The sequence below is a fragment of the Bradyrhizobium sp. I71 genome, from assembly GCF_022354745.1.
Taxonomy (GTDB): Bacteria; Pseudomonadota; Alphaproteobacteria; order Rhizobiales; family Xanthobacteraceae; genus Bradyrhizobium; species Bradyrhizobium liaoningense.
On the sequence record NZ_CP059398.1, the window covers coordinates 5,887,934 to 5,900,608 of the forward strand.

The 12,675-nt window shown below is 66.0% G+C and carries 12 protein-coding genes; 5 read left to right on the plus strand and 7 right to left on the minus strand.

What is annotated here, in order from left to right; translation table 11 throughout:
- Window positions 1–68 precede the first annotated feature (68 nt).
- From FJV43_RS28280 to FJV43_RS28295, 4 genes are all read right to left on the minus strand, one after another.
- Window positions 69–1,232, minus strand: coding sequence for an SMP-30/gluconolactonase/LRE family protein (locus tag FJV43_RS28280; protein WP_239622288.1), 1,164 nt, complete (start codon window positions 1,230–1,232; stop codon window positions 69–71).
- Window positions 1,233–1,339: 107 nt separating this feature from the next.
- On the minus strand, window positions 1,340–2,254 hold the full coding sequence (locus FJV43_RS28285; protein WP_239622289.1) for an SDR family oxidoreductase: 915 nt from the start codon (window positions 2,252–2,254) through the stop codon (window positions 1,340–1,342).
- Between the two features lie 128 nt (window positions 2,255–2,382).
- On the minus strand, window positions 2,383–3,522 hold the full coding sequence (locus tag FJV43_RS28290; RefSeq protein WP_239622290.1) for a thiolase: 1,140 nt from the start codon (window positions 3,520–3,522) through the stop codon (window positions 2,383–2,385).
- A 4-nt stretch (window positions 3,523–3,526) separates the two neighbouring features.
- Window positions 3,527–3,940: a Zn-ribbon domain-containing OB-fold protein gene (locus FJV43_RS28295; RefSeq protein WP_197967125.1), complete on the minus strand. Its 414-nt coding sequence runs from the start codon at window positions 3,938–3,940 to the stop codon at window positions 3,527–3,529.
- 178 nt (window positions 3,941–4,118) lie between these two features.
- On the opposite strand from FJV43_RS28295, the gene FJV43_RS28300 reads away from it, so the two are divergent.
- The 5 genes from FJV43_RS28300 (at window position 4,119) to FJV43_RS28320 (ending at window position 9,167) form a co-directional block, all read left to right on the plus strand.
- Entirely contained in the window at window positions 4,119–5,468 is a 1,350-nt protein-coding gene (locus tag FJV43_RS28300) for an amidase (protein WP_239622291.1), read from the plus strand.
- The gene (locus FJV43_RS28305; protein ID WP_239622292.1) at window positions 5,461–6,147 is read left to right on the plus strand and encodes a DUF2848 domain-containing protein; all 687 of its coding nucleotides are present in this window, start codon (window positions 5,461–5,463) and stop codon (window positions 6,145–6,147) included. Before FJV43_RS28300 ends, FJV43_RS28305 begins: the two co-directional genes overlap by 8 nt.
- 311 nt (window positions 6,148–6,458) lie before the next feature.
- Window positions 6,459–7,205, plus strand: coding sequence for a 2OG-Fe(II) oxygenase (locus tag FJV43_RS28310; RefSeq protein ID WP_239622293.1), 747 nt, complete (start codon window positions 6,459–6,461; stop codon window positions 7,203–7,205).
- Window positions 7,206–7,214: 9 nt separating this feature from the next.
- On the plus strand, window positions 7,215–7,868 hold the full coding sequence (gene alkB / locus FJV43_RS28315) for a DNA oxidative demethylase AlkB (protein WP_239622294.1): 654 nt from the start codon (window positions 7,215–7,217) through the stop codon (window positions 7,866–7,868).
- Between the two features lie 54 nt (window positions 7,869–7,922).
- Window positions 7,923–9,167, plus strand: a complete 1,245-nt coding sequence (locus FJV43_RS28320; protein WP_239622295.1) for an MFS transporter — start codon at window positions 7,923–7,925, stop codon at window positions 9,165–9,167.
- On the opposite strand, the gene FJV43_RS28325 is transcribed toward FJV43_RS28320, so the two are convergent.
- From FJV43_RS28325 to hpaD, 3 genes are read right to left on the minus strand one after another with little or no spacing between them, the layout of a single operon-like run.
- Window positions 9,145–10,773, minus strand: a complete 1,629-nt coding sequence (locus FJV43_RS28325; RefSeq protein ID WP_239622296.1) for a thiamine pyrophosphate-dependent enzyme — start codon at window positions 10,771–10,773, stop codon at window positions 9,145–9,147. The genes FJV43_RS28320 and FJV43_RS28325 overlap by 23 nt on opposite strands.
- A 25-nt stretch (window positions 10,774–10,798) precedes the next feature.
- Window positions 10,799–11,668 carry a fumarylacetoacetate hydrolase family protein gene (locus tag FJV43_RS28330; protein WP_239622297.1) on the minus strand — a complete coding sequence of 290 codons (870 nt, stop codon included), beginning with the start codon at window positions 11,666–11,668 and terminating at the stop codon, window positions 10,799–10,801.
- Entirely contained in the window at window positions 11,668–12,651 is a 984-nt protein-coding gene (hpaD, locus tag FJV43_RS28335; RefSeq protein WP_239622298.1) for a 3,4-dihydroxyphenylacetate 2,3-dioxygenase, read from the minus strand. The genes FJV43_RS28330 and hpaD overlap by 1 nt, the downstream gene beginning before the upstream one ends.
- Between the last annotated feature and the right edge of the window lie 24 nt (window positions 12,652–12,675).

Below are 12,675 nucleotides of genomic sequence, written 5' to 3' on the forward strand. Positions count from 1 at the left end.
GCACCTGAGAATCTCGAGATTCCGGGTCTGGTCCTTCCGGACCAGCCCGGAATGACGACGTCACCAACTTACGGCTTCATCGCGCCCTGCACACTGGTGTAGACCGCATAGAGCGACGTCGAGCCGCAAATATAGAGCCTGTTTCGCTGCTGTCCGCCGAAGCACAGATTGGCCACGGTCTCCGGAATATGGATCTTGCCGAGCAGCTCGCCCGATGGCGTGTAGCAGCGCACGCCGTCTTCGTTCGGATCGCCCCAGCCGACCGAACACCAGACCCGCCCCTCGGTGTCACAGCGGACGCCGTCGGTGATGCCCGGTTTTGGCATCTCAGCAAAGACCTTGCTGTTCGAGACCTTGCCCGCGGCGACGTCGAGGTCGAATACGCGGATATGCGACGGGTTGGCCGGTCCGTCGGTGAAGCCGGTGTCGCAGACGTAGAGCTTCTTCTCGTCGGGCGAGATCGCCAGCCCGTTGGGCTCCACGAAATCGTCGACGACCACCTTGACGTCTCCGGACTTCGGGTCGACCCGGTAGACGTTCTTCTTCTCCTGCTCAGGCTCGGCCTTGATGCCCTCATAAAACCCGCCGATGCCGTAAGCGGGGTCCGTGAACCAGATCGCGCCATCGGCCGTGACGACCGCATCGTTCGGCGAGTTCAGTCGCTTGCCGTTGAACTTGTCGGCGATGACGGTGATCGAGCCGTCGAGTTCGGTCCGCGTCACCCGCCGGCCGCTGTGTTCGCACGTGATCAGGCGTCCTTCTCGGTCGATGGTGTTGCCGTTCGAGTTCATCGATGGCTGCCGGTAGACGCTGAGATGGCCGTCGTCCTCCGAGAAGCGCATGATGCGGTTGTTCGGGATGTCGCTGAACAACAGGTACCGCCCTGCTGCGAAATACACCGGTCCCTCGGCCCAGCGGAAACCGGTCGCGACCCGCTCGACGGCCATGGTGCCGGCGAAGGCCGGAAAACCGGAGGGCCCGAACGATGGCGGCCCCTTCTTGGCGGATTCCAGGTGAGCGTCCGGGTAGCGGCTGCCGGGAAGCGGTCCCAGGGGCAATGGCGCCGTCGACATCGTCGGCGCGCCGGTCTGGCCCAAGGGCGCCACGGAAGCCGCGCCGGCGGCACCGATGGTCATGCCCGTCGCCGCGACTGCGGCGGCGCCCTTCAACAGGGTACGGCGGGCGAGAACGGGCTCGCGGGCATCGATGGTGATGGGCAGGGGTGTCGTCATGGTTGCCTCCCGATTTTTTTGTTGGGAGCAAACCATCCGCCCGCAATCGGGCGTAAAGCGGGCGACCTCCGGCCGGACAACCGGAGATCGCAATGCAGCAATAGCGCCTAGACCGGATCCCAGGTGAAGATGTCAGCGGAGCGGTCGAGCTTGTAGAACGAACCCTTGAGTGCCGGCATGCCGTGTTCGGCGATCGACTGCGGCGTCCAGCCTTCGCTCCGCTGCACCGAGCGGATCGGACGGTTCTGGCTGAACAGGAAGATCTCGTTCATGCGCACGCCGAAGATCTGGCCGGTGACCTCCTTGGCGGAATCGCCGAGCAGATAGCCGCAGAGCGGGGCGATCTTCTCCGGTCCCATCTGCTTGATCTTCTCGACGCGCGCCTTCTCGGCCTCGGTCTCGGTCGGGATGGTTCCGATCATGCGGGTCCAGGCGAAGGGCGAGACGCAGTTGGAGCGGACGTTGAAGCGGCCCATGTCGAGCGCGATCGACTTGGAGAGCCCGACGATGCCGAGCTTTGCGGCGGCGTAGTTGGCCTGGCCAAAATTGCCGATCAGGCCCGAGGTCGAGGTGAAATGCACGAAGGAGCCCGACTCCTGCTCGCGGAAGACGCGGGCCGCGGCATGCGAGACGTAGAACGAGCCCATCAGATGCACCTTGATGACGGCCTCGAACGCCTCCACGCTCATCTTGTGGAAGATCATGTCGCGCAGGATGCCGGCATTGTTGACGACGCCGTCGAGCCGGCCGAAATGATCGGTCGCGGTCTTCACGATCTTGCTGGCGGGGATCGCTTCCGCCACCGACTCGAAATTGGCGACCGCCGTGCCGCCGCGCTTCTTGATCTCCTCGACCACTTCTTCGGCTGGAGCAGCGTTCGACCCGGCACCATCCGCGGCGCTGCCGGGATCGTTGACGACGACCTTGGCGCCCTCCGCCGCGCACAGCAGTGCGATCTCGCGCCCGATGCCGCGGCCTGCGCCGGTGACGATGATGACCTTGTCTTGCAGTGATTTGCTCATGTGGATGCCTCCTGTTGTCTCTGTCATTCCGGGGCGTGCGAAGCACGAACCCGGAATCTCGAGGTTCCCCGGTGCGCAATTGCGCACCTGTGGTCTGGTCCTTCGGACCATCCCGGAACGACGAGAAATTACCTCTCGTTCGTAAACACGATCGTGCCGCTTGCGGCGAACATGCCGCCGACGCCGTGGCACACCGAAATCCTCGCGTTCGGCACCTGCGCCGGCGCGATGCCGCGCATCTGGCGGACGCTCTCCTGCAGCGCGTACATGCCGTACATGCCCGAATGCATGTAGCTCAATCCGCCGCCATTTGTGTTGAGGGGCAACTTGCCGCCCGGACGCGTGTTGCCGTCTGCAATGAACTTGCCGGTCTCCTCATAAGGCATGAAGCCGAGATCGCCGAGCCCGAACAGCGGCAGATGCGCGAAGGCATCGTAGATCATGAGATGGTCGACGTCCTCATGCGCGATGCCGGCTTCCTTGAAGGCCAGCGGCCCCGCGGTCTTGAACGCGCGCGAGGAATTGAACGTCTCCATCTGGCTGACCATCGGCGTCTCAACGCTCTCGCCGGTGCCCATGATGTAGACGGGCTTGCGCGGAAAGTCCCTGGCGCGGTCCGCCGAGGTCAGGATCAGCGCACCACCGCCGTCGGTGACGAGGCAGCACTGGAGCAGGCGGAACGGATACGCGATCATGCGCGAGTTGAGCACGTCGGCGACCGTGATCGGCTCCTTCATCATCGCGCGCGGATTCTTCGCCGCCCATTCCCGCTGCACCACCGCCACCGAAGCCAGCTGCTCGTGGGTGATGCCCCAGGTCTTCATGAAGCGCAGCACGGGGATCGGAAACATGCTGGGCGGACCGTAGACGCCATAGGGCGCCTCGAATTGGCCGTTGAGGCTGTCCGGCGGGGTCGAGCGCGGCAGCTTGCCGATCATCGACTTGCCGCTCTCGGCGTGGGTGATCAGTACGGTCTTGCACAGGCCTGCCTCGATCGCCGCGGTGGCATGGCGGACGTGGAGCATGAACGAGCAGCCGCCGACCGAGGTGCCGTCCACCCAGGTCGGCTTGATTCCGAGATAGTGGCAGACCTGCTGCGGCGTCTCGACCGCGGTGGCGAAGCCGTCGATGTCGGACAGCTTCAGCCCGGCATCCGCGATGGCGTTGAGTGCGGCGTCCGCATGGAGCTGGAGCTGCGAAGCGTTGGGGATGACGCCGAGCTCGGTGGTCTCGGCCGCGCCGACGACGGCAACCTGGTTCTTGCGCATGGGCTTACCCCTTCGCCGGACGGAAGACGGGGAGGGTGATCTTGTCGTCGAGCTCCTGGAAGGCGACTTCGAGCTTCATGTCGAGCTCGAGTGCCTCCGGCGTCTGCGGGCAGTCGATGATGTTGCTCATCATCCGCGGGCCCTCGTCGAGCTCGACCACGGCGATGGCGTAAGGCGGCGTGAAGCCCGGCGCGGCGGGGCGGTGGTTGATCACGTAGCTGTAGAGAAAGCCTCTGCCGCTCGCCTTGAAGATGCTGACCTTGCGCGAGGCGCAGGAGGGGCAGAACGGGCGCGGCGGGAAGTAGACATGCGCGCAGGCGTCGCAGCGCTGCAGCCGCAATTCGCCCGCTTTCGTGCCGTCCCAGAAATGCTGGGTCTCCGGCGTTGGTTTCGGTCGCGCGCGCTGCGGTTCGGCCATGTTGGGGGCTCCTCCCAAAAGACAGGCTTCCCGCCTGGCTGTTTCGATCTTGATGCGACAATCGACTATGGTGCGTCAACGGTCCAGCAATACGCATGCATGCCATCATGCGCACAATGCTTGTGTCGAACTGAGCCAGCGCTATAGATTGCGCGCGCCAATATTCCGTGAGACAGACATGCCCGATTTTCCGACACTGGCGAAGCTCGCCGAAGACCTCGAAAGCGGCCGCACGACCGCCCGCAAGCTGGTCGAGGCGTGCATCGCCAGGATCGCCGATCCCGCCGGCGAAGGCCAGCGCGCCTTCATCCATGTCGACAAGGACGCCGCGCTGGCGGCGGCCGATGCAATGGACGGCTTGCGCAAGGCCAAGGCGGCGCCGTCGCGCTATGCCGGCATTCCGATATCGATCAAGGATCTCTTCGACATCAAGGGCCAGGTGACGCGCGCCGGCTCGCGCGCGCTCGACGATTCCCCGCCGGCCGAGCAGGATGCCGCAACGGTGGCGCGGCTGCGCAGGGCCGGGTTCGTCGTGATCGGCCGCACCAACATGACCGAGTTCGCCTATTCCGGCATCGGCATCAATCCACATTACGGCACGCCGAAGGGCGCCTGGAACCGGAGCGAGGGGCACGTGCCCGGCGGCTCCTCCTCGGGTGCGGCCGTTTCGGTGCTGGATGGCATGGCGCATGGCGCGCTCGGCACCGACACCGGCGGCTCCTGCCGGATTCCGGCTGCCTTCAACGGCATCGTCGGCTACAAGCCGACGCAGCGCCGCGTGCCGCTCGACGGCTCCGTGCCGCTCTCGTTCTCGCTCGACAGCATCGGCCCGCTGGCACGATCGGTCAGCTGCTGTGCCATACTCGACGCCGTGCTCGCGAACGAGCCGATCACAGCGATCAAGCCGCAGCCGATCCTGGGCATGCGGCTCGCGGTGCCCACCACGATCGCGCTCGACGACCTGGACGCGGAAGTGGCCAAGACCTTCGAGCGCGCCCTCAAGACGCTTGCCGATCACGGCGCCATCATCGAGCGCATCGAGATGGCGGAGTTCCACGATGTCGGCCCGATGAACGCCAAAGGCGGTTTTGCGGCCTCTGAAAGCTATGCCTGGCATCGCTATCTCATTGCGGCGAAGGGCGATGTCTATGATCCCAGGGTCGCCGTGCGCATCATGCGCGGCGAGTCACAGAGCGCGGCCGATTACATCGATCTTCTCAACGAGCGCCGCTCGCTGATCGCCCGTGTCAATGCGCGCATTGCGTCCTATGATGCGCTGGTGCTGCCGACCACCGCCAACACGCCGCCGAAGATCGCCGATCTCGCCGACGACAAGGCCTTCACCACCGAAAACCTGCGCGCGCTGCGCAACTGCACCCTGATCAACATGATCGATGGCTGCGCCATCTCGATCCCTGCACATCGCGAGGGCGACGTCCCCGTCGGCCTGATGCTGGCGGGGGCGGGCGGATCAGACCGTCGCATTTTCGAGCTTGCTGCCGGCATGGAGACCGCAATTCGTGTTTGACCTGACTTTCACCGTCGATGCCCAGGACACCACCACGCCGCTGACGCTGGCGATCGACCAGATGGTCATCGCCGGCTGGACCGGCCGTGATCCCGTCGCCCGCGACAAGCACATCGCCGAGCTCGAGGCGGTCGGCATCGCACGCCCGGCCTCGACGCCGATCTACTATCGCGCTTCGGCGCGGCGACTGACCCAGGAAGACCGCATCGAATGCACCGGCGGCGATTCCAGTGGCGAGGTCGAGTTCGTGCTGATCGGCTGGCAGGGCCGCATCTTCGTCGGCTGCGGCTCTGACCACACCGACCGCAAGGTCGAGGCCTACAGCGTCACGGTCTCCAAGCAGATGTGCGACAAGCCGATCGCCTCCACGCTGTGGGAGCTGGAGGACGTCATCGGCCATTGGGACAAGATGATCCTGCGCTCCTACGCCACCATCAAGGGCGAGCGCGTGCTCTACCAGGAAGGCACGTTGGATGCGATGCTGCCGGTCACCGACCTCATCGCGCGCGGTTTTCCGGGCGGAAAGTTCCCCGACGGCTGCGCCATGTTCGGCGGCACCTTCGCCGCCAAAGGCGGCATCCGCCCCGCCGACCGCTTCGACTTCGAGCTGGAGGATCCCGTGCTGAAGCGCACGATCAAGCACGGCTACGAGGTGGCGACGCTGCCGGTGCGGGGATAGCTCGGTTCACACCTGGGGGGCGGGGAAGGATCGTTGGTTCATAAGCGACGGTCCCGTAGGGTGGGCAAAGCGAAGCGTGCCCACGTCTTGCGAAGGTGTGGGCACGGCGCAAGAGCGCCTTTGCCCACCCTACGAAACTGCGTTGCGGGCGCAACTCTCTCCACGTCATTGCGAGGAGCCCTTGCGACGAAGCAATCCAGACTGATTCCACGGTGGCACTCTGGATTGCTTCGCTGCGCTCGCAATGACGGGGGAGATAGTCATCGGAAATCGGGTGGCGGGGTGAACGTCGAGCTGCAAAGGTGATTGTTATGACAATGACCGCACGCAAATCGCCCCAAGCGCCGTTCACCAACCTCGTCGCCCAGGTCGACGCCCTCGACTGGCCGCAAATCACCGCCGAGCTCGACTCCCAGGGCTGCGCCGTCCTGAAGGGCCTGCTCACGCCCGATCAATGCCGCGCCGTCGCCGCGCTCTACCCGGATGACAGGCGCTTCCGCAGCCGTATCGTCATGGGCCGCCACGGCTTTGGCCGCGGGGAGTACAAGTACTTCTCCTATCCGCTGCCCGACCTGATCGCGCAGCTCCGTCCGGCGCTCTATGCGCATCTGCAAGGCGTCGCCAATCGCTGGAACGAGGCGATGGGGATCGACATCCGCTATCCCGAAAGCCATGCGGCCTTTCTGAAGCGTTGCCACGAGGCCGGACAGGCGCGGCCGACACCGCTGCTGCTGCAATATGAGGCCGGCGACTACAATTGCCTGCACCAGGACCTCTATGGCGAGCATGTGTTCCCGCTCCAGGTCGCGATCCTGCTCTCCGAGCCGGGCCGCGATTTCACCGGCGGCGAGTTCGTGCTGACCGAGCAGCGCCCGCGCATGCAGTCCCGCGCCGAGGTCGTGCCGCTCACGCAGGGTGATGCGGTCGCCTTCGCTGTGCATCACCGCCCGGTGCAGGGGACACGCGGCACCTACCGCGTTAATCTGCGCCATGGCGTCAGCCGGATCAGGTCCGGCCGGCGCCACACCCTGGGCGTGATCTTTCATGATGCCAAATGAGCGCTGCGATTGACGGGTGATCTGTTTGACAGTGTTGCCGAAGCACAGCCGTCGCGCGAGGAGATCGCCGACGGCGCCGTGCTGCTGCGCGGCTTCGTCAAGCCGATCGAGAGCGAGCTGATCGAAGCGGTGCGCGCCATCGCGGCGCAATCTCCGTTCCGGCGGATGACCACGCCCGGCGGCTACCAGATGTCGGTGGCGATGACCAATTGCGGCGAGCGCGGCTGGATCACCGATCACACCGGCTATCGCTACGATCCCGTCGACCCGCGCACCGGAGCGCCCTGGCCGGAGATGCCGCCTGTGTTCCGGGATCTCGCCCGCCGCGCTGCGGAGCAGGGCGGTTTCGCCGGCTTCGCGCCCGATGCCTGTCTCGTCAACCGCTACGAGCCCGGCACCCGATTGTCGCTGCACCAGGACAAGGACGAGCTGGACTATTCGGCGCCGATCGTCTCGGTCTCGCTCGGCCTGCCCGCGACCTTCCTGTTCGGCGGCCTGGCGCGCAGCGACAAGCCGCGCCGCTTCCGGCTCGTCCATGGCGACGTCGTGGTCTGGGGCGGGCCGAGCAGGCTCGCCTATCACGGCGTGGCGCCGCTCGCCGATGGCGAGCATCCGCTGCTCGGACGGCGGCGTATCAACTTGACCTTTCGCAAGGTGCTCTGAGGCATTCCCAAGAAGCATCGCTGTCGTCTAAGCTTCCGCGAGGGGGGCGGCGACATGACGACTGCACAGGTCTCGACCGGGGCGAGCACGAACGCATCGCGCACGGGGCTCTATCTGGCCGTTCTGCAACTCGTGTTCACGCTGGGCTGGACGACCTATGTGGTCTATCTGCCGAAGCTCGCGGCGGACGTCGGTCTTGCGCCGGCGGCCGTGATCCTTATCCTGATGCTGGACCAGGCGATCTTCACCATCGCCGATACCGCGATGGGGATCGCGGCCGACAAGCTCGCACCCGTCGTCGGCAGGCTCGGCCTGTTCGTCGGTGTGCTGGCGGCGATCTCTTGCGCCGCCTTCGTCGCGCTGCCCTTCGTGGCCGGCATCGGTGCCGGCGCACAGGTCTGGTTCATCGCGCTGATCGTGGTCTGGTCAATCGCGTCGTCGGCCCTGCGTGCGCCACCGCTGACCCTGCTCGGCAAATACCGCGCCAAGCCGCAGGTGCCGTTCCTCGCGGCATTGGCCATGCTGGGCTATGGCGTCGCCGGCGCGGTCTCGCCCTATCTCGGTGTGGTGCTGCGCGAGCACGATGCGCGGCTGCCATTCGTGATATCGAGCGCGGTGCTGCTGCTGACGGCGCTGGGTCTGTCACGGATCGAGCATGACGTGGTGCGCGACGCCCCGCCGCCGACGCCGGCCGAGGCGGCCAAACCGCTTGGCCTCATTCCGATCGCCTTCATCGTCGCGATGGTGGCGCTGGCGCTCGGCTATCAGCTGCACTTCGCCATCAACAGCGCGCCGTTCTATCTACGCTTTGCCAAGCCGGATGAGCTGCAATGGCTGATGCCGGTGTTCTGGATCGGCTTCAACATCGCGATGTTTCCGGCGAGCCTCGTCGTCAAGCATCGCGGCGGCCTGATCGTGATGGGCGCGGCCGGCCTGTTCGGTGCGGTGGCGATCGCCGCCGCCGAATTTGCCGGTAGCCTCAATACGCTGATCGTCGCCCAGTTCCTCGCCGGTGCCGCGTGGGGCTGCATGCTGATGAGCGCGATCTCGGCGGCGCTCGCGATCGGCTCGACTGGGGCGGAAGGCAAGGTCACGGGCCTTGTCTTCTCGGCGCTGGCCCTCGGCACCTTCGCGCGTATGGCGGCGGTCGCGGGCGGCCTGCAGAAAATGCCGGACTACGCGCCGCTGCTGCACTGGGCGCCGGTCGCCTGCTGGTCGGTCGCAGGCGCCGGCTTGCTGGTGATCGCAGCCGCCCGGCTCCAGGGCGGTGCTCACCTCAAGGCTTCGGCGGGTGGATGAACGCCCAGGGGCTCACTTCCGAATCCCTGGTCACCTCGACCGAGATCAGATACGGCCCGCCATGGGCCAGCGCCTTCTCCAGCACGGCCCTGAACTGCTCCGGCGCGGTGACGCGCGCGGACGCGACGCCGAAGGACTCCGCGAGCTTGACGAAATCCGGATTGACGAGGTCCGATGCCACCACGCGGCCGTCGAAACGTTCGCGCTGGTCGCGGCGGACATTGCCATAGGCGTTGTTGTTGAACACCAGCGTCACCACGCCAATGTTGAACTGCACGGCGGTCGAAAGCTCCTGCACGCCGAACATGAAGCCGCCGTCGCCGGTGATGGCCACCACCGGCTTGTCGGGATTGGCGACCTTGGCACCAAGCGCGGTCGGAAACCCCGAGCCGAGCGTGCCCTGGTAGCCCGAGGTGATGAAGGTGCGCGGCTGGTAGACCGGGAAGCCGTACCAGGAGGCGAAGCCGACTTGCGACAATTCATCGGTGACGATCGCATTCGCCGGCAGCACCTCGCGCAGGATGTTGAGATAGGCCATCTGCGGCTGGATGCGCTGGATCTCGGCTTGCGCGGTCGCAGTCGCCTCGCGGATCGCCTCCCGCCGGCCACGGGTGCGCGCATAGCCGGCTTTCTTCACGGCCGCGACGAGATCGGCCGTGCCGGCCCTGGCGTCGGCGACGATGGCGGCATCGGAGATGATCCGGCGCATCTCGGCCGGGTCGATATCGATCCGAATGGATTTCAGTCCACTCGGTTGATAAGGCCAGCGAAAGCCCGAGGCCGGCAGCTCCGCGCGGGTGCCGATCGCGATCATCAGGTCGGTGGTGGGCCAGAGCTTGTAGGCGGCGGCCATGGTGAGGCCGAGTTCGTGCGCGTTCGAGACGATGCCGCGGCCGCTGCGGAAGGCGACCACGGGTGCATCGATCATCTCGGCGAGCTCGAGGATCTCCTCGCCCGCCTCGATCGCGCCGCTGCCGACGAAGATCATCGGCGCCTTGCTGGTCTTGATGAGCGCGGCTGCCTGCCTGACCAGGTCGGGATCGGGCCGCGCCGCGGGCAGCGGCTCCAGCACTTGAGCAGCCGCCGTATCCGCGCGCTGGGTGAAGACGTCCCAGGGCATCTCGACCGAGGCAGGGCCGCGCCGTCCCGACATCATCTCCTGGAACGCGCGCGCCACGACCGTCGGTGCGTTGCTGGGATATTCGATCCGGTCGGCCCATTTCACATAGGTGCGCAAGGTCGCGAGCTGGTCCGGCATCTCGTGCAGATGACCGCGGCCCTTGCCGAGGAACTGCGTCGGCACCTGGCCGGTGACACACAGCACCGGCTCGTTGCAGCCGAACGCCGTGAGCAGTGCCGCGCTGGCGTTGAGCACGCCGGGGCCGGGCACGACGCTGAACACGCCGGGCCTGCCGCTGGAGCGCGCATAGCCGAACGCCATGTAGCCGCAGGCCTGCTCGTGTCGCGCGCCGATCACCTTGAGCTGCGCCTGGTGGAAGGCATCGAACAGGCCGTAGACCTGTGCGCCGGGCAGGCCAAACACGGTGTCGACGCCATGGGCGACCAGGCCGCTTACGATCGCTTCGCCGCCGGTGAGGGTGGTCATCTGGTTATTCCACTTCGATGATTGTTCAGGCTTCGTCGACGACGCCGTTGCGCAAGCGTCCGATGCCCTCGGCCTCGACCTCGACAACGTCGCCGGGCTTCAGGTAACGCGGCGGATCGAACCGTGCACCCGCGCCGGTCGGCGTGCCCGTGACGATGATATCGCCGGGCACGAGGGTTGCGAAAGTCGAGATATAGTTCACGAGATAGCGGAACGGAAACATCAACCGGCTGGTGCGATCGTCCTGCCTGAGTTCGCCGTTGACATGCGTGGTGAGGCGAATGTCGGCAATCTGCGATTCCGATGTGTAGGGCACGAGCCACGGGCCGAGGCTGCCACTGGAGTCGAAGTTCTTGCCCTGGGTGACGTTGAACTTGGCGTGGCGCAGCCAGTCGCGCACCGAGCCCTCGTTGCAGAGCGTCAGGGCGGCGATGTGATCGAGCGCGGCGCTTTCGGGAATGTGCCGGCCTTGCTTGCCGATCACCAGCACGAGCTCGCCCTCATAGTCGAGCTGCGCGGACGCGCGCGGGCGCACCAGCGGCGTGTCGTGCCCGACGAAGGAGCGCGGCGAGCGCATGAACATGCTCGGATATTTCGGCGCGTCCTGGCCGTCCTTGTACTCGGCGTTGCGGTCGGGATAGTTGACGCCGATGCAAATGATCTTCTCCGGCGCGGGCACCGGCGGCAGCCAGGTGATCTCGCTGAGCGCGTGATCGGGTGCGCGCCCCGCGGCTTCCTCGGCAAGGTTCAAGAGCTTGCCTGCCGCGATCACCTCGCGCAGTGTCGGATAGCCCTTGCCGTAACGCGCGGAGAGATCGACGAGGCCGCCGTCCACGACGGCGCCGTAGCGGGTTGCACCCTTGACGGAATAGGTGGCGAGGCGAGGCAGGGTCATCAGTCCGCCACCAGCACGTCGGCCACGAATTTCGGCTCGCGCACGGCCTGGCCCGAAAACGGCGAGCCCTGCTCGAACCAGGAGCGCGGGGCGGGCGCGCCCCACAGCGTCTGGCGGCGCGGATCACGCAGCGACCAGCGCAGCGGCGCGTGGTCGTGATCCCCCGTGAAGTAGTCGCTGGTGTAGAGCTCGAGGCGGTGTCCGTCGGGATCGCGGACATAGAGGAAGAACGCGTTCGAGATGCCGTGGCGTCCCGGCCCGCGCTCGATGTTCTTCACGAAACCTTGCGAAGCCATGACATCGCAGAGATGGATGATGTTCATCGCCGTCGGCGTCCAGTAGGCGAAATGGTGCAGGCGCGGACCCTTGCCGTTGGTGATGGCGAAATCATGGACGTTGCCCTTGCGATGCATCCAGGCCGCGGCGATGCGCCCGTTCGGGCCGTCCTCCTCGGCGTATTCGGTGAGGCGGAAGCCGAGCCGGGCGTAGAATTCCATCGTGTCCTGCACCTCGGCAGCGAAGACGTTGAAATGATCGAGCCGCTGCGGATGGCAGCCCCGGTAGAGGTCGTAGCGGCGCAGCAGATGCGGCCGCCGGTCCATCGAGGCGTAGAGCTCGATCTGGAAGCCGAAGGGATCGGTGAACTGCAATGTGCGGGCCTGGAACGGCTGATCGACGAAGGCGTAGGCCAGGCCGTTCTCGGAGAGAAAGGCGGCTGCCTTGTCGAGATCCTTGTCGTTGCCGACCTTGAAGCCGAGCCGTGCGCAGGCCGGCGCTGCCGCCTTGCGCAGCACCAGCGAGTGATGCTGGTGCTCCTCGGCCGCGCGGAGGTAAACGACATTGTCGTCGGCATCCTCGACATGCAGGCCGACGATGGTCTCGTAGAACTCCCGGCTCAGCTTCAGATCGGTGACGTCGAGCACGACGTGGCTGGACCTGATGATGTTGAACGGCGGCTCGAAGGTGTGTTGCGGTACGGGCATGTGCGTTTTCCCTCGTTAGGCCCC

What these genes read in the sequence shown, in the direction of transcription:
- FJV43_RS28280 (WP_239622288.1), bottom strand. Translation starts at nt 1,232, where the DNA reads ATGACGACACCCCTGCCCATCACCATCGATGCCCGCGAGCCCGTTCTC.
- FJV43_RS28285 (WP_239622289.1), bottom strand. Translation starts at nt 2,254, where the DNA reads ATGAGCAAATCACTGCAAGACAAGGTCATCATCGTCACCGGCGCAGGC.
- FJV43_RS28290 (WP_239622290.1), bottom strand. Translation starts at nt 3,522, where the DNA reads ATGCGCAAGAACCAGGTTGCCGTCGTCGGCGCGGCCGAGACCACCGAG.
- FJV43_RS28295 (WP_197967125.1), bottom strand. Translation starts at nt 3,940, where the DNA reads ATGGCCGAACCGCAGCGCGCGCGACCGAAACCAACGCCGGAGACCCAG.
- FJV43_RS28300 (WP_239622291.1), top strand. Translation starts at nt 4,119, where the DNA reads ATGCCCGATTTTCCGACACTGGCGAAGCTCGCCGAAGACCTCGAAAGC.
- FJV43_RS28310 (WP_239622293.1), top strand. Translation starts at nt 6,459, where the DNA reads ATGACAATGACCGCACGCAAATCGCCCCAAGCGCCGTTCACCAACCTC.
- FJV43_RS28320 (WP_239622295.1), top strand. Translation starts at nt 7,923, where the DNA reads ATGACGACTGCACAGGTCTCGACCGGGGCGAGCACGAACGCATCGCGC.
- FJV43_RS28325 (WP_239622296.1), bottom strand. Translation starts at nt 10,773, where the DNA reads ATGACCACCCTCACCGGCGGCGAAGCGATCGTAAGCGGCCTGGTCGCC.
- FJV43_RS28330 (WP_239622297.1), bottom strand. Translation starts at nt 11,668, where the DNA reads ATGACCCTGCCTCGCCTCGCCACCTATTCCGTCAAGGGTGCAACCCGC.
- hpaD (WP_239622298.1), bottom strand. Translation starts at nt 12,651, where the DNA reads ATGCCCGTACCGCAACACACCTTCGAGCCGCCGTTCAACATCATCAGG.